Annotated in this window: 21 protein-coding genes and 1 tRNA gene; 8 read left to right on the top strand and 14 right to left on the bottom strand. The window is 66.3% G+C overall.

What is annotated here, in order from left to right; all coding sequences use genetic code 11:
- Positions 1–4 precede the first annotated feature (4 nt).
- Positions 5–2719 carry a pyruvate dehydrogenase (acetyl-transferring), homodimeric type gene (aceE, locus tag EJP67_RS01735; protein WP_126018769.1) on the bottom strand — a complete coding sequence of 905 codons (2715 nt, stop codon included), beginning with the start codon at positions 2717–2719 and terminating at the stop codon, positions 5–7.
- Positions 2720–2916: 197 nt separating this feature from the next.
- On the opposite strand from aceE, the gene EJP67_RS01730 reads away from it, so the two are divergent.
- The 5 genes from EJP67_RS01730 (at position 2917) to EJP67_RS01710 (ending at position 9887) form a co-directional block, all read left to right on the top strand.
- Positions 2917–5457, top strand: coding sequence for a PAS domain-containing sensor histidine kinase (locus EJP67_RS01730; RefSeq protein WP_126018766.1), 2541 nt, complete (start codon positions 2917–2919; stop codon positions 5455–5457).
- Entirely contained in the window at positions 5454–6086 is a 633-nt protein-coding gene (locus EJP67_RS01725; protein WP_012747279.1) for a response regulator transcription factor, read from the top strand. The genes EJP67_RS01730 and EJP67_RS01725 overlap by 4 nt, the downstream gene beginning before the upstream one ends.
- Before the next feature lie 79 nt (positions 6087–6165).
- A complete protein-coding gene (gene folD, locus EJP67_RS01720; RefSeq protein WP_126018763.1) occupies positions 6166–7017 on the top strand; it encodes a bifunctional methylenetetrahydrofolate dehydrogenase/methenyltetrahydrofolate cyclohydrolase FolD in 852 nt (283 codons plus the stop codon).
- Positions 7018–7148: 131 nt separating this feature from the next.
- Entirely contained in the window at positions 7149–9197 is a 2049-nt protein-coding gene (locus tag EJP67_RS01715) for a M3 family metallopeptidase (RefSeq protein WP_126018761.1), read from the top strand.
- A gap of 30 nt (positions 9198–9227) precedes the next feature.
- Positions 9228–9887, top strand: coding sequence for a glutaredoxin family protein (locus tag EJP67_RS01710; protein WP_126018759.1), 660 nt, complete (start codon positions 9228–9230; stop codon positions 9885–9887).
- A gap of 24 nt (positions 9888–9911) precedes the next feature.
- Here the strand turns inward: EJP67_RS01710 and rpiA are convergent, their stop codons facing one another.
- Positions 9912–10625 (bottom strand): ribose-5-phosphate isomerase RpiA, encoded by a 714-nt coding sequence (gene rpiA, locus EJP67_RS01705; protein ID WP_126018757.1) that lies wholly within the window; start codon positions 10623–10625, stop codon positions 9912–9914.
- A 40-nt stretch (positions 10626–10665) separates the two neighbouring features.
- Here rpiA and EJP67_RS01700 point away from each other — a divergent pair, with 40 nt between their 5' ends.
- Complete coding sequence (locus EJP67_RS01700; RefSeq protein ID WP_126018754.1) at positions 10666–11751, top strand: quinone-dependent dihydroorotate dehydrogenase; 1086 nt, start codon at positions 10666–10668, stop codon at positions 11749–11751.
- Between the two features lie 21 nt (positions 11752–11772).
- Here EJP67_RS01700 and EJP67_RS01695 read toward each other — a convergent pair whose 3' ends face one another.
- The 4 genes from EJP67_RS01695 to EJP67_RS01680 all read right to left on the bottom strand — a co-directional run bounded on the left by EJP67_RS01695 (position 11773) and on the right by EJP67_RS01680 (position 14269).
- Positions 11773–12486, bottom strand: a complete 714-nt coding sequence (locus tag EJP67_RS01695) for a phage holin family protein (protein ID WP_126018752.1) — start codon at positions 12484–12486, stop codon at positions 11773–11775.
- A gap of 60 nt (positions 12487–12546) precedes the next feature.
- Positions 12547–12843: a glycine zipper domain-containing protein gene (locus EJP67_RS01690; protein WP_125949733.1), complete on the bottom strand. Its 297-nt coding sequence runs from the start codon at positions 12841–12843 to the stop codon at positions 12547–12549.
- A gap of 159 nt (positions 12844–13002) precedes the next feature.
- Positions 13003–14106, bottom strand: a complete 1104-nt coding sequence (locus EJP67_RS01685) for an NAD(P)/FAD-dependent oxidoreductase (protein ID WP_126018750.1) — start codon at positions 14104–14106, stop codon at positions 13003–13005.
- A 40-nt stretch (positions 14107–14146) separates the two neighbouring features.
- A complete protein-coding gene (locus EJP67_RS01680; RefSeq protein ID WP_126018747.1) occupies positions 14147–14269 on the bottom strand; it encodes a stereocilin in 123 nt (40 codons plus the stop codon).
- Between the two features lie 261 nt (positions 14270–14530).
- Here EJP67_RS01680 and EJP67_RS01675 point away from each other — a divergent pair, with 261 nt between their 5' ends.
- Positions 14531–15133, top strand: a complete 603-nt coding sequence (locus tag EJP67_RS01675; protein ID WP_126018743.1) for a peptidoglycan recognition protein family protein — start codon at positions 14531–14533, stop codon at positions 15131–15133.
- Positions 15124–15507, top strand: coding sequence for a hypothetical protein (locus EJP67_RS01670; protein WP_126018741.1), 384 nt, complete (start codon positions 15124–15126; stop codon positions 15505–15507). The genes EJP67_RS01675 and EJP67_RS01670 overlap by 10 nt, the downstream gene beginning before the upstream one ends.
- A gap of 92 nt (positions 15508–15599) precedes the next feature.
- Here EJP67_RS01670 and EJP67_RS01665 read toward each other — a convergent pair.
- The 8 genes from EJP67_RS01665 to EJP67_RS01630 all read right to left on the bottom strand — a co-directional run bounded on the left by EJP67_RS01665 (position 15600) and on the right by EJP67_RS01630 (position 21368).
- Positions 15600–15674: transfer RNA gene (locus tag EJP67_RS01665), tRNA-Val, on the bottom strand.
- Positions 15675–15770: 96 nt separating this feature from the next.
- The gene (gene dnaQ, locus EJP67_RS01660) at positions 15771–16478 is read right to left on the bottom strand and encodes a DNA polymerase III subunit epsilon (protein WP_126018738.1); all 708 of its coding nucleotides are present in this window, start codon (positions 16476–16478) and stop codon (positions 15771–15773) included.
- 64 nt (positions 16479–16542) lie between these two features.
- Positions 16543–16881 (bottom strand): ISC system 2Fe-2S type ferredoxin, encoded by a 339-nt coding sequence (gene fdx / locus EJP67_RS01655; protein ID WP_019653159.1) that lies wholly within the window; start codon positions 16879–16881, stop codon positions 16543–16545.
- Between the two features lie 9 nt (positions 16882–16890).
- Positions 16891–18753, bottom strand: a complete 1863-nt coding sequence (hscA, locus tag EJP67_RS01650) for a Fe-S protein assembly chaperone HscA (RefSeq protein ID WP_126018735.1) — start codon at positions 18751–18753, stop codon at positions 16891–16893.
- Between the two features lie 4 nt (positions 18754–18757).
- Positions 18758–19276, bottom strand: coding sequence for a Fe-S protein assembly co-chaperone HscB (hscB, locus tag EJP67_RS01645; RefSeq protein ID WP_126018733.1), 519 nt, complete (start codon positions 19274–19276; stop codon positions 18758–18760).
- A 68-nt stretch (positions 19277–19344) separates the two neighbouring features.
- Positions 19345–19668, bottom strand: coding sequence for an iron-sulfur cluster assembly protein IscA (gene iscA, locus EJP67_RS01640; RefSeq protein ID WP_026346233.1), 324 nt, complete (start codon positions 19666–19668; stop codon positions 19345–19347).
- 1 nt (position 19669) lies between these two features.
- A complete protein-coding gene (gene iscU, locus EJP67_RS01635; RefSeq protein WP_126018730.1) occupies positions 19670–20092 on the bottom strand; it encodes a Fe-S cluster assembly scaffold IscU in 423 nt (140 codons plus the stop codon).
- Positions 20093–20147: 55 nt separating this feature from the next.
- Positions 20148–21368, bottom strand: a complete 1221-nt coding sequence (locus EJP67_RS01630; RefSeq protein ID WP_126018728.1) for an IscS subfamily cysteine desulfurase — start codon at positions 21366–21368, stop codon at positions 20148–20150.
- Positions 21369–21414: the final 46 nt, after the last annotated feature.

The following is a 21414-nucleotide window of genomic DNA, read 5'->3' as shown; positions in this document are numbered from 1 at the left end:
GGGATCAGGCGTAGAGCGGGTTGACCTTGTCGACATTGATGCCGTACTTCTTGATCGCTTCCACCACCTTGGCCACCGGCACGGTGCCATCTTCGCTCAGCGCCTTGAGCGCCGCCACCACGATGTAGTGGCGGTTGACCTCGAAGTGCTCGCGCAGCTTGTTGCGGAAGTCGCTGCGGCCGAAGCCGTCGGTGCCCAGCACCTTGTAGTTGCGGCCCTTCGGCACGAAGGGGCGGATCTGCTCGGCATAGGCCTTCATGTAGTCGGTCGATGCGACCACCGGGCCGGTCGTGGCGCCCAGCTGCTCGGCCACGAAGGGAACGCGCGGGGTCTGGTCGGGGTGCAGCAGGTTCCAGCGGTCGGCATCCTGGCCGTCGCGGGTCAGCTCATTGAAGCTCGGGCAGCTCCACACCGAAGCCGACACGCCCCAGTCCTTCTCGAGCAGTTCCTGCGCGGCAAAGCTCTCGCGCAGGATCGTGCCGCTGCCCAGCAGTTGCACCGTGGGTGCCTTGGCCTTCAGCGCGGGGCCCTGCTTCGACAGGTACATGCCCTTGATGATCTGCTCTTCGGTGCCGGGCTGGAGGCCGGGCATCGCGTAGTTCTCGTTGAGCAGCGTGAGGTAGTAGTAGACGTTGTCCTGCTTCTCGACCATGCGCTTGAGGCCATGGTGCAGGATCACGCCGACTTCATGCGCGAAGGTCGGGTCGTAGCTCACGCAGTTCGGGATGGTGTTGGCCAGGATGTGGCTGTGGCCGTCTTCGTGCTGCAGGCCTTCGCCGTTCAGCGTGGTGCGCCCCGAGGTGCCGCCCAGCAGGAAGCCGCGCGCCTGCATGTCGCCGGCAGCCCATGCCAGGTCGCCGATGCGCTGGAAGCCGAACATCGAGTAGTACACGTAGAACGGCACCATGATGCGGTTGTTCGTGCTGTACGAGGTCGCGGCAGCGATCCAGCTCGACATGCCGCCGGCTTCGTTGATGCCTTCCTGCAGGATCTGGCCGGCCTTGTCTTCCTTGTAGTACATGACCTGGTCCTTGTCGACCGGGGTGTACTGCTGACCGTGCGGGTTGTAGATGCCGACCTGGCGGAACAGGCCTTCCATGCCGAAGGTGCGGGCCTCATCCACCAGGATGGGCACGACGCGCGGGCCGAGCGCCTTGTCGCGCAGCAGCTGCGTGAGGAAGCGCACGTAGGCCTGCGTGGTCGAGATCTCGCGGCCTTCGGCCGTGGGTTCGAGCACCGCCTTGAAGGTGTCGAGGGCGGGCACGGTGAAGCTCTCGTCGCTCTTCACGCGGCGGTGCGGCAGGTAGCCGCCCAGGGCCTTGCGGCGCTCGTGCAGGTACTTCATTTCCGGCGTGTCGTCGGCCGGCTTGTAGAACGGCAGCTCGGCGATCTGGCTGTCGGGAATCGGGATGTTGAAGCGGTCGCGGAAGGCCTTGATGTCCTCGTCGCCGAGCTTCTTGGTCTGGTGGACCGTGTTCTTGCCCTCGCCGATCTTGCCCATGCCGAAGCCCTTGACGGTTTTCACGAGCAGCACGGTGGGCTGGCCCTTGTGGTTCTGGGCGGCGTGGAAGGCGGCATACACCTTCTGCGAGTCGTGGCCGCCGCGCTGCAGGTTCCAGATCTCGTCGTCGGTCATGTGCTCGACCATCTTCAGCGTGCGCGGATCGCGGCCGAAGAAGTTCTTGCGGACGTAGGCGCCGTCGTTGGCCTTGAACGACTGGTAGTCGCCGTCGTTGCACTCCATCATGATCTTGCGCAGCGCGCCGTCGTGGTCCTTCTCGAGCAGGGCGTCCCAGCCCTTGCCCCAGACGAGCTTGACGACGTTCCAGTTGGCGCCGCGGAACTCGCCTTCGAGCTCCTGGATGATCTTGCCGTTGCCGCGCACCGGGCCGTCCAGGCGCTGCAGATTGCAGTTGATGACGAAGATCAGGTTGTCGAGGTTCTCGCGCGCCGCCAGGCCGATGGCGCCCAGCGATTCGACCTCGTCCATTTCACCGTCGCCGCAGAAAACCCAGACCTTGCGGTTCTCGGTGTTGGCGATGCCGCGTGCGTGCAGGTACTTGAGGAAGCGCGCCTGGTAGATCGCCATCAGCGGGCCCAGGCCCATCGACACGGTGGGGAACTGCCAGAACTCCGGCATCAGCTTGGGGTGGGGGTAGCTGGAGAGGCCCTTGCCGTCGACTTCCTGGCGGAAATTGAGCAGCTGCTCTTCGGAGAGGCGGCCTTCGAGGTAGGCGCGGGCATAGATGCCGGGAGAAACGTGGCCCTGGATGTAGAGCAGGTCGCCGCCGTGGTTCTCGCTCTCGGCGTGCCAGAAGTGGTTGAAGCCGGCTCCGAACATGCTGGCCAGCGAAGCGAAGGAGCCGATGTGGCCGCCCAGGTCGCCGCCTTCTGCCGGATGGTGGCGGTTGGCCTTGACCACCATGGCCATCGCGTTCCAGCGCATGTAGGCGCGCAGGCGCTGTTCGATCTCGAGGTTGCCGGGGCTTCGGGCTTCCTGCGAGGGTTCGATGGTGTTGACGTAGCCGGTGTTGGCCGAGAACGGCATGTCGACCGTGTTCTGGCGGGCATGTTCGAGCAGCTGCTCGAGAAGGAAGTGAGCCCGCTCAGGCCCCTCGCTCTGGATGACGGAAGACAGTGCATCCATCCATTCACGGGTCTCCTGGGCGTCCGCGTCGTTAGCGGCCGAGCCGAACAGGTTCTCGGGATTTGCCGACATGCTTGTGTCTCCTTTTAGGGCTGTGGCAGTAATTTAAGTGCGCTGTGCAGCGAACGCGGCGGAGTTTCTCATAGAAACATCGCAATTTCAAATAGTGCTCATTGATTTTTCAATGTGAAATTCAAAAGAAATCAGAGCAGGAACGGATGTCCGCACGGGACATGGCAAGCCGAGGGGGCAAGCCTAGAATCCGCCCCATGCCTCTCTCCTCCCCGCTGGCGGTTGCCCGCAGTGCCGTGAACGCCTCGCCGCTGTCCTGGTGGCGCAGGTGGTGGCGACGCCAGACTCCGGTGCTGCAGGACGCGGTCGCCATGCTCGCGCCGATGGCGGCCGTGCTGCTGTTCCTTGCCGCCATCGTTTCCGCCTTCTGGTACCTGCGCACCGAGGAGGTCGAGCGCGAGCAGGAGTCGGTGCGCCGCGACGTCGAATACGCGCAGCAGCGCATGCGCCTGCGGCTGCTGGAGCGGCAGGAGCAGCTGATGCGCATCGCGCGCGACGCCTCCAACCGCGAGATCGACCCGATCGAATTCACCAGCCGCGCCGAATCGCTGGTGAGCCAGTTCCCAGAGCTGCAGACCATCACCTGGATCGACGACCGCCGCCGCTTCAAGGCCGGCTACGCAGCGCCCAGCGTGCACCCGGCGCAGCAGCACCTGATCGGCGACGTGCTGCGCCCTGGCGACATCGAAAGCAACTATGCGCTGGCCCGCGAGCTGCGCCAGCCCGTCTTCTCGCAGCCCGTGGCCGGCGGAGACCCGCCGGCGATGCTGCAGTTGCACATTCCCCTTTTCGACCAGGGCCTGTTCGCCGGCGTGGTGCTGGGCGAGTTCTCGGTCGACGGCCTGCTGCGCTACGGCATGCCCTCCGAGGTGCAGGCGCGCTACGCGGTGTCGCTGCTCGACGCCAAGGGGCATGTGATCGCCGGCAACACCGCCAACCTGAAGGAAAGCGGCACGCGCCTGCTGCCCTGGTCGGAGCGGACCAACGAATATGAAGTGCCGGTGTCGCCCGTCGGCAATGCGCTGGTGCTGCGGGCTCAGGCCTACCGCACTTCGCAGGGCGTGGTCGGCAACGGGCTCTTCTGGCTGGTCTGCGCGCTGAGCGTGCTCACCAGCTGGATGCTGATCGGCACCTGGCGCCACACGCGCCGGCGGCTGCAGGCGCAGCAGCGGCTGGTGGCCGAGACCAACTTCCGCCGGGCGATGGAGAACTCCATGCTCACCGGCATGCGCGTGCTCGACCTGCAGGGCCGCATCACCTACGTCAACGCCGCCTTCTGCGCGATGACAGGCTGGAGCGAGGAAGAACTGGTCGGCCAGTCGCCGCCCTTCCCTTACTGGCTCGAGTCCGACCGCGAGGTGATGAACGAGCGGCTCGAAGAAGAACTGCACGGCCGCGCCCTGCCCGGCGGCTTCCAGGTGCGGGTGAAGCGCAAGAACGGCAGCGTGTTCAACGCCCGCCTCTATGTGTCGCCGCTGATCGACGCGCGCGGCCACCAGACCGGCTGGATGACGTCGATGACCGACATCACCGAGCCCACGCGCATCCGCGAGCAGCTCTCGGCCTCCTACGAGCGCTTCACCACCGTGCTGGAAGCGCTCGACGCGGCCGTGTCGGTGGCCCCCATCGGCAGCGAGGAACTGCTCTTCGCCAACAAGCTGTACCGGCTCTGGTTCGGTTCGGACACCGTGGGCCACCTCGGCATGGTCGCGCAGGCCGGCGTGCCGGCGTCGAACGCGCACGACGAGGGCCTGGACGACGTCGACCCGTACGCCGGCCTGCCGATCGACACCCTCACCGCCGCGCAGACCGCCAACAACGAGATCTTCGTGCCCCACCTGGGCAAGTGGCTCGAAGTGCGCTCGCGCTACCTGACCTGGGTGGACGGCCGCCTCGCGCAGCTGGTGATCGCCACCGACATCACGCCGCGCCGCGACGCCGAGGAGCAGGCCGCCGCGCAGGCCGACAAGGCCCAGGCCGCCAGCCGCCTCATCACCATGGGCGAGATGGCCTCCAGCGTTGCACACGAACTCAACCAGCCGCTGACCGCCATCACCAACTACTGCAACGGGATGATGTCGCGCATCAAGGGCCAGTCGATCGACAACGACGCCCTGCTCGCCGCGCTCGAGAAGACGTCGAAGCAGGCCCAGCGCGCGGGCCAGATCATCCAGCGCATCCGCTCCTTCGTGAAGCGCAGCGAGCCCAACCGCACGCCGGCCGACGTGGCCACCATGGTGAGCGAGGCGGTCGAGCTCGCCGGCATCGAGCTGCGCCGGCGCAACGTGCGCCTTAACCACTACGTGGCGGCGCGGCTGCCGGTGGTGCGGGTCGACCCGATCCTCATCGAGCAGGTGATGGTCAACCTGCTCAAGAATGCCGCCGAATCCATCGACCTCGCCGACCGCCCGCTGGCGCGCCGCAGCGTGGAACTGCGCGTGCTGCCCAAGGTGATCGAGGGCCACAACGCCATCGAGTTCTCGGTGCAGGACACCGGCAAGGGCCTGGCCCCGGAAGTGATGGACCGGCTCTACGAGGCCTTCTTCTCCACCAAGCCCGAGGGCATGGGCATCGGGCTCAATTTGTGCCGCACCATCGTCGAGTCGCACCGCGGCCGGATGCAGGCGGAGAACATCTACAATGGCCCGGATGTGATCGGATGCCGTTTTTCCTTCTGGATTCCGGTGTTGGACGCTATCAGTTCCGTAGCTAGCGACGAGGCAAAGGTACCTGCATGAGTTTGATTCCGAAGAAGGGCACGGTCTATGTCGTCGACGACGACGAAGCCGTACGCGATTCGCTGCAATGGCTGCTCGAAGGCAAGGACTACAGAGTCCGCTGTTTCGATTCCGCCGAATCCTTTCTCTCCCGATACGACCCGCGCGAAGTCGCCTGTCTGATCGTCGACATCCGCATGGCGGGCATGACCGGCCTTGAACTGCAGGACCGGCTCATCGAGCGACGCTCCCCGCTGCCGATCGTGGTCATCACCGGCCACGGCGACGTGCCGATGGCCGTCGACAGCATGAAGAAGGGCGCGATGGATTTCATCCAGAAGCCCTTCAACGACGAGGAACTCGTCACGCTGGTCGAGCGCATGCTCGAACATGCGCGCGGCGCCTTCACGCAGCACCAGCAGTCGGCCAGCCGCGACGCGCTGCTGTCCAAGCTCACGGGCCGCGAGGCGCAGGTGCTCGAACGCATCGTCGCCGGCCGCCTGAACAAGCAGATCGCCGACGACCTGGGCATCAGCATCAAGACGGTCGAGGCGCATCGCGCCAACATCATGGAAAAGCTCAACGCCAACACCGTGGCCGATCTGCTCAAGATCGCGCTGGGGCAGGCGGCGCCAGCAGCCAAGGCCTAGAAACAGCTATCCGCCCGATAGCGACGAATGAACCCCACGCCTGCGAAAGCGGGCGTTTTTACTTGGAAAATCGAAACCGATGACCGCCCAACTGATCGACGGCAACGCCCTCGCCAAAACCATCCGCGCCGAGGTGTCCGGCCGCACCGCGGCGCTCAAGGCCCGCGGCGTGAACCCCGCCCTTTCCATCATCCTCGTGGGCGAGGACCCGGCCAGCCAGGTCTATACCAAGCACAAGGTCAACGACAGCGCGCAGACCGGCCTCGACGCCACGCTGGAGACCTACCCCGCCGACATGAGCGAGGCCGACTTGCTGGCCCGCATCCGCACCCTCAACGACGACCCGAAGGTGCACGGCATCCTGGTGCAGCTGCCGCTGCCCAGGCACATGGACAGCCAGAAAGTCATCGAGACCATCTCGCCCGCCAAGGACGTCGACGGCTTCCACGTCGCCAGCGCCGGCGCGCTGATGACCGGCGCTCCCGGTTTCTGGCCCTGCACGCCGCACGGCTGCATGAAGATGCTCGAATCGATCGGCTACGACCTGCGCGGCAAGCATGCGGTGGTCATCGGCCGCAGCAACATCGTCGGCAAGCCGATGGCCATGATGCTGCTCGCCAAGAGCGCCACCGTGACCATCTGCCACAGCGCCACCAAGGACCTGGGCGCCATCACGCGCCAGGCCGACGTGATCGTGGCCGCGGTGGGCAAGCTCGACCTGCTGACCGCCGACATGGTGAAGCCTGGCGCGGTCGTCATCGACGTGGGCATGAACCGCCGGCCCGACGGCAAGCTCGCCGGCGATGTCGACTTCGACGGCGTGAAGGAAGTGGCCGGCTGGATCACGCCCGTGCCCGGCGGCGTCGGCCCGATGACGCGCGCCATGCTGCTGGTCAACACCCTTGAAGCGGCCGAGCGCGCCGCAACATGAGAACCACCCCGTTGCTTGCTCACTTCGTGTAGCCGCCTCCCCCTCGAGGGGCGCCACCGGCGGCCCGGCAGAGCCGGTTCCGCGGTGGCCCCCGAAAAATGGTCTCGCCACGTTCGAACAGGATCCCCCATATGACCAACCCGCTTCTCGATTTCACCGATCTCCCGCTGTTCGACCGAGTCAAGCCCGAGCACGTCGCTCCTGCCGTCGATGCACTGCTGGCCGATGCCGAGGCCGCGCTGCAGACCGTCACCGCGCCCGACTTTCCCGCTGACTGGAACGCGATCTCCAAGGTGCTCGACGTGGCTTCGGAGCGCTTCAGCCGCGCCTGGGGTGCCGTCGGCCACCTCAACGCCGTGGCCGACACGCCCGAGCTGCGCGCCGCCTACAACGAGGCCATGCCGCGCGTTACCGCCTTCTGGACCCGCCTGGGCTCCGACGAGCGCCTGTACGCCAAGTACAAGGCCATCGACGCCACGACGCTCAATGCCGAGCAGCGCCAGGCCCACAGCAATGCGGTGCGCAACTTCGTGCTGGGCGGGGCCGAGCTGCAGGGCGAGGCCAAGAAGCGCTTCGCCGACATCCAGGAACGCCTGGCCGAGCTGAGCCAGAAGTTCAGCGAGAACGCACTCGACGCGACCGACGCCTTCGCCTACTACGCCGCTCTCGGTGAGCTCGAAGGCGTGCCCGAGGATGTGGTGAGCGCCGCGCGCGCGGCCGCCGAGGCCGATGGCAAGGAAGGCTACAAGCTCACGCTGAAGATGCCCTGCTACCTGCCGGTGATGCAGTTCGCCAAAAGCAGCGCGCTGCGCGAGAAGCTCTATCGCGCCTACGTCACGCGAGCCAGCGAGTTCGGCGATACGGCCTTCGACAACACTTCCCTCATCACCGAGATCCTCGCGCTGCGCGAGGAAGAAGCCGGGCTGCTGGGCTACAGGAACTACGGCGAGCTGTCGGTCGTGCCGAAGATGGCCGAGTCGCCCGAGCAGGTCGTGAAGTTCCTGCGCGACCTCGCTGCCAAGGCCAAGCCCTACGGCGAGCGCGACCTTGCCGACTTGCGCGTCTTCGCGGCCGAGCAGCTGAGCATCACCGATCCGCAGCCCTGGGACTGGAGCTACATCGGCGAGAAGCTCAAGGAGGCGCGCTATGCCTTCAGCGAGCAGGAGGTGAAGCAGTATTTCCCGGCGCCGAAGGTCATGGCCGGCCTGTTCAAGATCGTCGAGACGCTGTTCGAGGTGTCGATCCGCCGCGACTCGGCGCCCACCTGGCACCCGAGCGTGGAGTTCTATCGCATCGAGCGCGCCGGCCAGAAGGTCGGCCAGTTCTACCTCGACCCCTCCGCCCGTGCAGCCAAGCGCGGCGGTGCCTGGATGGACGACGTGCGCGCCCGCTGGCTGCGCCCCGACAACGGCGTGCTGCAGACGCCCGTCGCTCAGCTGGTGTGCAACTTCGCCAGCGGCGTCGATGGCAAGCCGCCGCTGCTCACGCATGACGACGTGACCACCCTCTTCCACGAGTTCGGCCACGGCCTGCACCACATGCTCACGCAGGTGAACGAGCGCGACGTCTCGGGCATCAGCGGCGTCGAGTGGGATGCGGTCGAGCTGCCGAGCCAGTTCATGGAGAACTTCTGCTGGGAGTGGGATGTGCTCAAGCACATGACGGCCCACGTCGACACCGGCGAGCCGCTGCCGCGCGCCCTCTTCGACAAGATGACCGCCGCGAAGAACTTCCAGAGCGGCCTGCAGACGCTGCGCCAGATCGAGTTCTCGCTGTTCGACATGCTGCTGCACACCGAGTACCACGCCGCCACCGCCAGGCCCGGCGAAGTGATGGCCCTGCTGGGCCGCGTGCGTGCCGAAGTCGCGGTGATGCCGTCGCCGCCCTTCAGCCGTACACCGAACACGTTCAGCCACATCTTCGCGGGCGGCTATGCGGCCGGCTACTACAGCTACAAGTGGGCCGAGGTGCTGAGCGCCGACGCCTACGCGGCCTTCGAGGAAACCGTGGGCGCCGACGGCGAGCCGAACATCGAGACCGGCCGCAAGTACCGCCAGGCCATCCTGGAGGCTGGCGGCAGCCGCAGCGCGATGGACTCGTTCAAGGCGTTCCGCGGCCGCGAGCCCCAGCTTGATGCGCTGCTGCGACACCAGGGCATGGCGCAGGCCCAGCCCGCTTGATGCGGCGCTGAAGCTTGCGATACTCGGGCGATGCATACGATTTACAAAATCTCACCATTGCATCGCCTGACCGGCCTTGCCCTCGTGCTCGTCGCCGCGGGCGCGATGGCGCAACCCATCTACCGCCAGGTGGACAAGAACGGCAAGGTCACCTTCTCCGACCGCGCCCCGAGCGCGAGCACCGAGCCGGCGTCGGCCGGCCAGCAAGGCGCGACGGCCCCTTCCGGCGCCAACACCGCCGGCCTGCCCTATGAACTGCGCCAGGTGGCGCAGCGCTATCCCGTCACCCTCTACAGCGGGGACGAATGCGGCCCGTGCGGCGCGGCGCGCACCCTGCTCACGACGCGCGGCATTCCTTTCGAGGAGCACACCGTCAAGAGCAACGCGGACATCGAAGCCCTGCAGCGCCTGAGCAACCAGAATGCGTTGCCGCTGCTGACGATCGGTTCGCAGCAGCTCAAGGGCTTCTCGGACGTGGAATGGTCGCAGTACCTCGACGCGGCCGGCTATCCCAAGAGCAACAGCCTGCCCGCGGGCTATCGCAATGGCCCGGTCCGGCCGCTGGTGGCCCAGCAAGCGACGCCGGCGCCCCGGGGGGCCGAAGCGCCCGCCCCGGCCACGCAACCCGCACCACCGCCTCCGGCCTCGAGCGAGCCGACGCCGAGCAACCCGGCCGGCATCAAGTTCTAGGCACCCACGGCCTGGGCTTCAACCTCAGGCCGCGAACTCCATCGTCTTCACGCCGGCCGCAGTGCCCAGCAGGCACACGTCGGCCTTCTGGTGCGCGAAGACGCCGACCGTCACCACGCCCGGCCATTGGCTCACGGTCGACTCGAACGCCAGCGGATCGGTGATGCGCAGCCCCGTCACGTCGACGATGTGCTGGCCGTTGTCGGTCACCAGCGGCAGGCCGTCCTTCTCGCGCACCTGGGCGATACCGCCCATGGCCGCGAACTGGCGCATCACGCGTCGCGCGGCCATCGGGATCACCTCCACCGGCAGCGGGAACGCGCCCAGCACCTGCACCAGCTTCGACTCATCTGCAATGCAGACGAACTTGCGCGATTGCGCCGCGACGATCTTCTCGCGCGTGAGCGCGGCGCCGCCGCCCTTGACCATGAAACCGCGGTGATCGATCTCGTCGGCGCCGTCGATGTAGACCGACAGTTCCTCCACCTCGTTGCTGTCGAACACTGGAATGCCCAGCGCGCGCAGGCGTTCGGTCGAGGCGACCGAGCTGGAGACGGCGCCCTTGATCTCGTCCTTGATCGTGGCCAGCGCGTCGATGAACTTGTTCACCGTCGATCCGGTACCGACACCGACGATTTCGCCCTTGACCACGTAGGCCAGAGCGGCACGGCCGACCTGGGCCTTGAGTTCGTCCTGGGAAAGCGGTTTGGAGGGGGTTGGGGAGGCGGGTGTGGTCATCACGGACAATCCTTGGCTCATTGAAGCCCCGAATTATCCGATGCCCCTGCTGATGCCCTCCTCGCTCTACGGCCTGGCCCGCCCCTTCCTGTTCGGCTTCGACCCCGAACACGCCCATGAAATCACGCTGGACGGGCTGGCGCGCACCCAGAACACTCCCCTGGCCTGCGCCTATTCGGCACCGCGCGTCGACGATCCCGTCGAGCTCGCCGGCCTGACCTTTCCCAACCGCGTGGGCCTGGCAGCAGGGCTGGACAAGAACGCCCGCTGCATCGACGCCTTCTCCGCCATGGGCTTCGGCTTCGTCGAGGTCGGTACGGTGACGCCGAAGGCCCAGCCGGGCAACCCGAAGCCGCGCATGTTCCGCCTGCCCCAGCGCGACGCGCTGATCAACCGGCTGGGCTTCAACAACGAGGGGCTGGACGCCTTCCTGGCCAACGTGCAGAAGGCACGCTTCCGCAAGAACGGCAGCGGCGCGAAGTCGCCGATGCTGCTGGGCCTCAATATCGGCAAGAACGCCGCCACGCCCATCGAGCGCGCGGTGGACGACTACCTGGCCTGCCTCGACGGCGTGTACCCGCATGCCGACTACGTGACGATCAACATCTCCAGCCCCAACACCGCCAACCTGCGCTCGCTGCAGAGCGACGAAGCGCTCGATGCCCTGCTTGGCGCAGTGGCCGATCGGCGCGAAACCCTGACCACGCGCCATGGCGGCAAGCGCTCGCCGCTCTTCGTGAAGATCGCGCCCGACCTCGACGAAGCACAGGTCTCGGTGATCGCAGCCACGCTCAAGCGCCACGGCATGGACGGCGTGATCGCCACCAACACCACGCTGGCGCGCGATGCGGTAAAGGGATTGCCGCACGCGGAGGAAGCGGGAGGCCTGTCGGGCGCGCCGGTGCGCGAGGCGAGCAACCGCGTAGTCGCGCAGCTGCGTGCGGCGCTGGGCAAGGACTTTCCGATCATCGGCGTGGGGGGCATCCTCAGCGGCGCCGATGCCAAGGCGAAGATCGCCGCAGGCGCGGACGTGGTGCAGATCTACACCGGCCTGATCTATCGCGGCCCGGCGCTGGTCCGCGAAGCGGCCCAGGCGCTGCTGCGCGATCGCGGCAGCAAGGCCTGAGCGCCTTTTCTCTTCAGTCTCTCAGCGCATGCGCCAGAGCACTGGCGCAATGACCGCAGCCCAGCGCAGCAGCCGCTTCGGCCGGATCACCACCACGGCAGCCGCCGCGACGACGCCGGTGGCCACCGGGTGCGCACGCGCGATGCGCAGCGCGGCAGCGGCGGCCGACTCGTTGGGCGGAGGGGCATCCGCCTCGGGCGCGGGCTGAGTCTCGCGCCCGCCCTGCATCGTCGCGATGCGCTGGCGCTGGATCTCCATGCGAGCAAGCAGTTCTTCGCGCGTGGCCGGACGGCGGACGCGGCGCGGTGCTTCCTCGTCCTCCCCTGGGTCCTTGCCGAGGCCGAAACGCTCCTGGGCCCAGGCCCAGTCACGCTCGAACTCCCGGCGAGCAGGCACGAAACTGTTGGCCGCATTGCGCAGGGTCAGCAGCAGCCCGATGACGGCCGCCAGCCAGAGCGCGATCCATACGCCAGCCACCGACCACGCGGCGGTGACGCGGTGAGGCGTGTCCCAGAAGTTCACCACCACCGCCACGGACAGCAGAGCCACCGTGACCGTGGTAAGCCCCAGCACGGCCAGGCCGAGGACGAGCATCAGCTTTAGCCGCTGCTTCTCGTCTTCCCAGGCCATGCGCAGCAGTTGCACCCGGTCCTCGGCCGCCAAGGCGCCCTCGGCCGCGGCGATGCGCAGCCGGCGGATGCGGGCGTTCAGTCCGAACAGGGAGAGCAGCCTCATCGGCTGGCCCCAGTCATGCCCGGGTGAACGGAAACGCCGCTGCTGCCGTGCACTACCTGGTCAGCGGCGGCCAAGCAGCAGGCCCACCAGCACGCCGACGGCCAATGCGGCACCGGCGATCTGCCATGGTTCGTCGTGGGCGTAGGCGTTGGCGGAGCTGGCCGCTTCGCGGGCCTTCTTGGCGGCGAGCTTGCTCTTCTCCGCCGCGAGTTCGCGTGCGATGGCCAGCTTGGTGTCGATGCGCTGGCGCAGCGCCTTGATGTGGGGAACCGAATCCAGGTCCTTGCTCGCCAGCACGCCGCGCACGTCGCTTGCAATGTCTTCGGCTGCCGCTTCAAGATTTTGGGATGCACTCATTGGAAACTTTCCTCCGTGATGACACCGGCACCGCGCCGGCGGCTTCGCGCCAGCAAGTGGCGTGCTGTCATGTTACAGGCTCGAAAGGCCCTCAGGCGCTACAGATGTGCAGACTTTGTCGCACGATGGGTATCGGCTGACGCCTGCTCCCCTCCGCAGTCATGCTTCGGCCAGCAGCCGGGCGACGTACAGCCCGATGGCCAGACTGCTCGTGAGGCCGGGCGACTCGATGCCGAACAGGTTCACCAGCCCCGGCACGCCGTGCGATGCGGGCCCGTCGATCATGAAGTCGGCGGCCGGCTCGCCGGGCCCCGAAATCTTGGGCCGCATGCCCGCATAGCCCGGAATCAGCGCGCCATCCGGCAGCGCGGGCCAGTACTTGCGGACTTCGGAGTAGAAACCCTCGCCGCGCGAGGGATCCACAACCAGTTCGCCGGGAGATGAAACCCATTGCACGTCCGGCCCGAACTTGGCCTGGCCGCCCAGGTCGATCGTGAGATGCACGCCCAGCCCGCCCGGCTCGGGCACGGGGTAGACGAGCCGGCCGAACGGCGCACGCCCCGACAGGGTGAAGTAGTTGCCCTTGGCGAAGTACTCCTTCGGCACCGACGACGGCGGCAGGCCCTCGAAGCGCCGGGCCAATGCCGGCGCCCCGAGGCCCGCCGCATTGACCACGCTGCGGCAGCGCAGCACGGTGCCGTCTTCGGCCGCCAGCACGATGGCGCCATCACCGCACTCCGCGCGCGTGATCGGCGACTTCAGCGCCAGCATCCCGCCGGCGTTCTCCAGATCGCCCAGCAAGCTCAGCATGAGGGCATGACTGTCGACGATGCCGGTGCTGGGCGAATGCAGCGCAGCCACGCAGTGCAACTGCGGCTCCATCGCAATGGCCTGCCGTGCCGTGAGCAGGACAAGGTCATCGACGCCGTTCGCAGCCGCCTTCTGCTGGATGGCTTCGAGCTGATCGGCCTGCTCGGGCGAGGTGGCGACGATCAGCTTGCCGCAGCGCTGGTGTGGCACACCGCGCTCGGCAGCGTAGGCGTAAAGCAACTGCTTGCCCTCGACGCACAGGTTCGCCTTGAGCGAGCCCTGCGGGTAGTAGATGCCGGCATGAATGACCTCGCTGTTGCGCGAACTCGTTCCTGTGCCAATGGCCCCTTCGGATTCGAGCACCAGCACCTCCCGGCCCGCGAGCGCCAAGGCGCGTGCCACTGCCAAGCCCACCACACCACCGCCGATGACGGCGCAATCAATTTCGTCCATCGCGCGAGCTTAGCGCGGCTTGCGCGGGAGCTTCGCTATCTCAGTGCGCGGACGGGGGCGGCTCGGGATCGGTGGGCTCGTCGGGCGGCGTCTCGGGTCCTTCGTCGGGCTCGACGGGCAGGTCGGGCGCGACGGGCGGCGGAATGTCGGGATGAGTGGCCATGGCTGCGCTCCTTTCCTTCTGGTTCTAGGTCATCGGTGCGAGAAATTCGACAGCTGCGGGCTGCATTTGCCGTCGGTGCGGGCCGACAACGGGCGACAAGAGCTTCGTGACACGGTAATGACGACTGTTGCAGGATCGTCGCCCGGAGGTCGCGTTACTACTTCCTGCGACTTGGGCATCGACGGTGGATGTGTTGTACTGGCCCGTGCTGCCGGAGCCCGGCAGGCAACCGTCATCGCGTCACTTTCTTCAGGGAGAGAAATGTCCACCATCGATGCAAACGGGATGCTGATCGACCCCAAGGTGATCCTGCGACGATCACCGGGAATCGAACACGGCACCCTCCCCAGCGTGCTCGCCATCGTCGTTCACCAGACCGACTCGGGCACCGCCGAATCCAGCCTCAACGGCTATCAGGTGGGCGGCAACGGCGCCCATTTCCTCATCGACAAGAACGGCCAGATCTACCAGACGGCGAGCGTTCTCGCGCGTTGCTATCACGTCGGCAAGCTGATCAAGTCGAAGTGCCTGACCATCAACAAGAGCAGCTGCGACACGGGTGCAATGGCAAAGATGCTGGCGATGTCGTGGGTCAACCAGATCAACGCCATCGACGCGCACGAGCGCGCGAAGCCGTATCCGGAACGCTATCCGGTGAACAGCGACTCGATCGGCATCGAGCTGGTCGGCATGCACATCGACGACAAGAACTACGAGGCCGTGACCGCTGCGCAGAACAGCTCGCTGCAGTGGCTCATCGAGGTGCTGTATGCGCAGTTCAATCTCAAGCCGGAAGATGTCTACCGGCATCCGACGGTGTCGTACAAGAACCCCGGCGAAGCGAGTTCGGCGATATGGAAGTGAGACTCCGCGCGGTGGGTCTCGCAATCGGGGCCGTGCTGCTTTCCTCTTGCGCGACGACTCGCGACACCGCCTTCAGCAATATCTACGTTGCGGACTTCCACTCCGACTCGCCGGCCACCTGCCGCAGCTCCGACGTGCCACGCAGCCATGGACAGGCGCGCGAGTTCTTCTCGAAGGCACGCGAGGTCGACTACAAGACGCTGCACGACAACTACGAACTGGCGCCCTGCTACGCCGAAGGCACGCTTGTGAGGCAGGGCAAATCGTGCGACTGGCAGATCCGCGCCGGTGCGACGGGTTCGGTGCAGTGCGCAGAGCAGAAGCTGTACTTCGCGTGCGACAACTGCGGCGACCTCTTCGGCGCCACGAAGTAGTCAACGGATAGAGAAGCAGAGAGAGGCGAACCGAAACCCCTCTCGACGCACAAAACAAAAAAGCGACCTGGAAATCCAGGTCGCTTTTTGATTGGTGGGCGGTGGAGGCTTCGAACCTCCGACCCCAGCAGTGTGAATGCTGTGCTCTACCCCTGAGCTAACCGCCCTCGGCACCGCTGCTTTTTGCCTCGGTGCCTAGAAAACGTATCGCGTTCTGCGAAGCCTCAGATTATGCCATAGCTTTTCAGCTGCTTTCAAGAAACTCAGACGTTTTCTCGAAACAGCGTCCGGCCGCCACTCGATTTGTCGAGCTGGACCAGCACGGCCTCATGTGCGGTGAGCTCATGCTCGGCCGCCATGATCACCGGCAACTCGAACTGGCTCAGGTCGACGGCCACCACGGTGGTGCCCTGCACAGGCTCCGCTGCGGCCACGTCGATGAGCAGCGCGTCCTGCCCGCGCGTGAGGTTGATGTAGACGTCGGCCAGCAGCTGCGCGTCGAGCTTGGCGCCGTGGAAGGTACGGTTCGAGCGGTCGACGCCAAAACGGTCGCACAGCGCGTCGAGCGAGTTGCGCTTGCCCGGATACACCTGCTTGGCCATGGCCAGCGTGTCGGTCACTTCGCCGACGAAGGTGCGCAGCGGCGGCAGGCCCGCGCGCTCGAACTCCTTGTTGAGGAAGCCGACGTCGAAGGCCGCGTTGTGAATGATGATCTCGGCGTCGCGCAGGTACTCGACGATGTCGTTGGCCAGCGTGCCGAACTTGGGCTTGTCGCGCAGGAAGTCGGTCGTCAGGCCGTGGACCTTGAGCGCGTCCTCGTGGCTCTCGCGCTCGGGGTTGAAGTAGATGTGCAGGTCGTTGCCGGTGAGCTTGCGGTTGAACAGCTCCACGCAGCCGAGCTCGATGATGCGGTCGCCGTTCTCGGCCGAGAGACCGGTGGTTTCGGTGTCGAGGACGATCTGGCGGCTCATCGAAGCACCTCCGTGCTTCGCACTGCGGTACAAGCTTGCTTGGGGCGGCCCGGCGCTGCGCTCATCAGTGGTTTTCCTTGGCGTGGTTGATCGAGTACTTTGGAATCTCGATCGTCACATTCTCCTGCGCCAGGATCGCCTGGCAACTCAAGCGCGACTGCGGCTCCAGGCCCCAGGCGCGGTCGAGCAGGTCTTCCTCGCCCTCTTCCGCCTCGTTCAGCGAGTTGAAGCCTTCGCGCACGATCACGTGGCAGGTGGTGCAGGCGCAGCTCATCTCGCAGGCGTGCTCGATGTCGATGTGGTTGTCGAGCAGCGCCTCGCAGATCGAGGTGCCGGCGGGCGCGGTGATTTCTGCGCCTTCGGGGCAGTACTCGGGATGCGGGTAGATCTTGATCGTGGGCATGCTGTTGTTCTAGAGGGATTCGACCTTGCGCCCGGCAAGCGCGCGCGCGATGCCCGCGTTCATGCGTTGTGCGGCGAAGGCTTCGGTGTCGTCGGCCAGCTTCTTGGTGGCGGCCTCGATGGTCGCGGCTTCGTTACTGCCCTTGGCGGCTTCGCGCAGCTGCGCCATCGATGCGTCGATGGCCGCGCGCTCTTCGTCGTTCAGCAGGTCGCCATCGGCATCGAGCGCGCTCTGCGTGGCCAGCAGCATGCGATCGGCATCGACGCGCGCCTCGACCAGCGCGCGGGCTTGCATGTCCTGTTGCGCGGTGGAGAAGCTTTCCTGCAGCATGGTCGCGATCTGGTCGTCCGACAGGCCATACGAGGGCTTGACCGCCACGCTGGCCTCGACGCCGCTGCCCTGCTCCTTCGCGCTCACGCTCAGCAGGCCGTCTGCGTCGACCGTGAAGGTCACGCGGATGCGCGCCGCGCCGGCCGCCATTGGCGGGATGCCGCGCAGCGTGAAGCGCGCGAGGCTGCGGCAGTCGGAGACGAGGTCGCGCTCGCCCTGCACCACGTGCAGCGCCAGTGCGGTCTGGCCGTCCTGGTAGGTCGTGAAGTCCTGCGCCATCGCCGTCGGGATGGTCTGGTTGCGCGGCACGATGCGCTCGACGAGGCCGCCCATGGTCTCGATGCCAAGCGACAGCGGGATCACGTCGAGCAGCAGCAGTTCGCCCGCACCGTTGTTGCCGGCCAGTTGATTGGCCTGGATGGCGGCGCCCAGCGCCACGACTTCGTCGGGATTCAGGTTGACCAGTGGCTCGCGGCCGAAGAAATCGGCCACCGCGCGGCGGACCTGCGGCATGCGCGTGGAGCCACCCACCAGAACGATGCCCTTGAGCTCTTCGGCCTTGAGCTTCGCGTCGCGCAGTGCCTTGCGCACGGCGGCGATGGTGCGGTCGGTCAGCGGCTGGGTGGCGGCGTAGAACTGCTCGCGCGTCAGGTCGAGCGAAACGGTCTTGCCTGCGACCTCTGCCTTGAACACGACCGTCGCCGAATCGGTCAGGGCTTCCTTCGCCGCACGGGCTGCCACGAGCAACGCAGCCTTGTCGGCATCGCTGCCGGCCTGCAGGCCAGTCTGCGCGAGCACGAAGTCGGCCAGCGCATGGTCGTAGTCGTCGCCGCCGAGGGCCGAGTCGCCGCCGGTCGCAATGACTTCGAAAACGCCCTGCGTGAGCCGCAGGATCGAGATGTCGAAGGTGCCGCCGCCCAGGTCGTAGACCGCGTAGACGCCTTCGCTCGCGTTGTCGAGGCCGTAGGCGATGGCAGCAGCCGTGGGCTCGCTGATCAGGCGCAGCACGTTGAGGCCGGCGAGTTGCGCGGCGTCCTTGGTCGCCTGGCGCTGGCCTTCGTCGAAATACGCGGGCACGGTGATGACGGCGCCGTAGAGTTCGTCGTCGAAGGTGTCTTCAGCGCGGAAACGCAGCGTGGCGAGGATCTCGGCGCTGATCTCGACCGGCGACTTCTCGCCCGCCAGCGTCTGCACCTTGACCATGCCGCCGTCGCCGCTGCCGATGCGGTACGACATCGACTCGCGGTTCGCGATGTCGGCCAGGCCGCGGCCCATGAGGCGCTTCACCGAAGTGATGGTGTTGGCCGGGTCCTGCGCACGAGCGGCCAGCGCGTCGAAGCCGATCTGGCGGCGGTCGCCCTCGAGGTAGCGTACGGCCGAAGGCAGCAGCAGGCGGCCCTGGTCGTCGGGCAGGCATTCGGCCACGCCGTTGCGCACCGAGGCCACCAGCGAATGCGTGGTGCCGAGGTCGATGCCCACGGCGATGCGGCGCTGATGCGGGTCGGGCGCCTGGCCGGGTTCGGAAATCTGGAGAAGAGCCATGCCGTTATTGTCCCAACTGATCGAACTTGGCTTCGACGTCCTGCGCGAAGCGCTCAATGAACATGAGGGCTCTCACCTGCCTGGCCGCCGCCGGGTAGTCGCCCTTCTCGTCGATGAGCCAGTCGAGCGACGACAGCGCGCGCGCGCGGCCGGCCTCGACCTCCGCCTGCAGCTTCTCGAGCGAAGCGATGTCCGTCACCTCGTCGAGGGATTCGCGCCACTCCATCTGCTGCATCAGGAAATCGGACGGCATCGCCGTGTTGTTCTCGGCATCGAGCGGCGCGCCGTTCAGCTCGCAGATGTAGCTGGCGCGGCGGATCGGGTCCTTCAGGCGCTGGTAAGCCTCGTTGATGCGCACCGACCACTGCATGGCCACGCGCTGCGCCGCGGCGCCTTGCGCGGCGAAGCGGTCCGGGTGGGCCTCGCGCTGCAGCTCTTTCCAGCGCGCGTCGAGCACTGTGCGGTCCTGCGCGAAGGTCGCCGGGACGGCGAACAGTTGAAAGTCGGTGTCGTTCAGGTTCATGGCAAGAAAAAACCGCCAGCACATGACATGTTGGCGGCTGTGGTCGCAGTCAGCGACGGCGCATCAGTTCAGATGCGGAAGCTTTCCCCGCAACCGCAGCGGTCACGCTCGTTGGGGTTGTTGAACTTGAAGCCCTCGTTCAGGCCCTCGCGCACGAAGTCGAGCTGCGTGCCGTCGATGTAGGCGAGGCTCTTCGGATCGACCAGCACCTTCACGCCGTGGTCTTCGAAGACCACGTCTTCGGGCGCCAGTTCGTCCACGTACTCGAGCTTGTAGGCCAGGCCAGAGCAACCCGTGGTCTTCACGCCCAGCCGCACACCCACCCCCTTGCCCCTCTTGCCGAGGTAGCGGGTGACATGTCGGGCAGCGGCTTCTGTCAGCGTGACGGCCATGTCAGTGGACAGCTTCGGCAGCGGCACCGGTTTCGGTCTTGACGCCGTGCTTGGCCTTGTAGTCGTTCACGGCTGCCTTGATGGCGTCTTCCGCCAGGATGGAGCAGTGGATCTTCACCGGCGGCAGCGCCAGTTCCTCGGCGATCTGCGCGTTCTTGAGCGCGGCCGCTTCGTCGAGCGTCTTGCCCTTGACCCATTCGGTCACGAGCGACGACGAGGCGATGGCCGAGCCGCAGCCGTAGGTCTTGAAGCGAGCGTCTTCGATCACGCCGGTTTCGGGGTTGACCTTGATCTGCAGCTTCATCACGTCGCCGCAGGCCGGGGCGCCGACCATGCCGGTGCCGACGGAGTCGTCGCCCTTTTCGAAGGAGCCGACGTTGCGCGGGTTTTCGTAGTGGTCGATGACCTTGGAAGAATATGCCATGGTGTACCTCTCAAACTTTGTTCAATCGTGGTGCCTGGTGCGGGTCTGACCTGCGTCAGTGGGCCGACCACTGGATCGTGCTGATGTCCACGCCGTCCTGGAACATCTCCCACAGGGGGCTCAGCTCGCGCAGCTTGGCAACGTTGTGCTTGATGGTCGAAATGGCGTAGTCGATCTCTTCTTCGGTCGTGAAGCGGCCGATGGTCATGCGAAGGCTGCTGTGGGCCAGTTCGTCGCTGCGGCCCAGGGCGCGCAGCACGTAGCTGGGCTCCAGGCTGGCCGAGGTGCAGGCCGAACCCGACGACACCGCCAGGCCCTTGATGCCCATGATCAGCGACTCGCCCTCGACGTAGTTGAAGCTCATGTTCAGGTTGTGCGGCACGCGGTGTTCGAGGTCGCCGTTGATGAACACCTGCTCGACATCCTTCAGGCCGTCGAGCAGACGCTTCTGCAGACGGCGCGCGTGTTCGATGTCCTTGTGCATCTCCAGCTTGGCGATGCGGTAGGCCTCGCCCATGCCGACGATCTGGTGCGTGGGCAGCGTGCCCGAACGCATGCCGCGCTCATGGCCACCACCGTGCATCTGCGCCTCGAGGCGCACGCGCGGCTTGCGGCGCACGTACAGGGCGCCGATACCCTTGGGGCCATAGGTCTTGTGCGAGGCCAGGCTCATCAGGTCGATGGGCAGCTTCGTGATGTCGATGTCGATCTTGCCGGTGGCCTGGGCAGCGTCGACGTGGAAGACGATCCCCTTTTCGCGGCAGATGTTGCCGATGGAGACCACGTCCTGGATCACGCCGATCTCGTTGTTCACGAAGAGCACGCTGACCAGGATGGTGTCGGGGCGGATCGCTGCCTTGAACTTTTCGAGGTCGACGAGGCCGTTTTCCTCGACGTCGAGGTAGGTGACCTCGAAGCCCTGGCGCTCCAGTTCGCGCATGGTGTCGAGCACGGCCTTGTGCTCGGTCTTCAGGGTGATGAGGTGCTTGCCCTTGCCCTTGTAGAAATTGGCTGCGCCCTTGAGCGCGAGGTTGATCGACTCCGTGGCGCCCGAGGTCCAGACGATCTCGCGCGGGTCGGCGTTGATCAGTTCGGCCACCTGGCCGCGTGCCTTCTCGACCGCCTCCTCAGCCTCCCAGCCCCATGCGTGGCTGCGCGACGCCGGGTTGCCGAAGTGCTCGCGCAACCAGGGAATCATGGCGTCGACCACGCGCGGGTCGACCGGCGTGGTGGCGCCGTAATCGAGATAGATCGGAAAATGAGGAGTTACGTCCATGGCTGGCTCGTGCTGGCGTGGGGGTTGTTCTTTGATCTGGGCTGCT

This window comes from Variovorax guangxiensis, from assembly GCF_003952165.1.
Taxonomy (GTDB): Bacteria; Pseudomonadota; Gammaproteobacteria; order Burkholderiales; family Burkholderiaceae_C; genus Variovorax; species Variovorax guangxiensis.
This window is presented reverse-complemented; position numbering and strand designations above follow the sequence as displayed.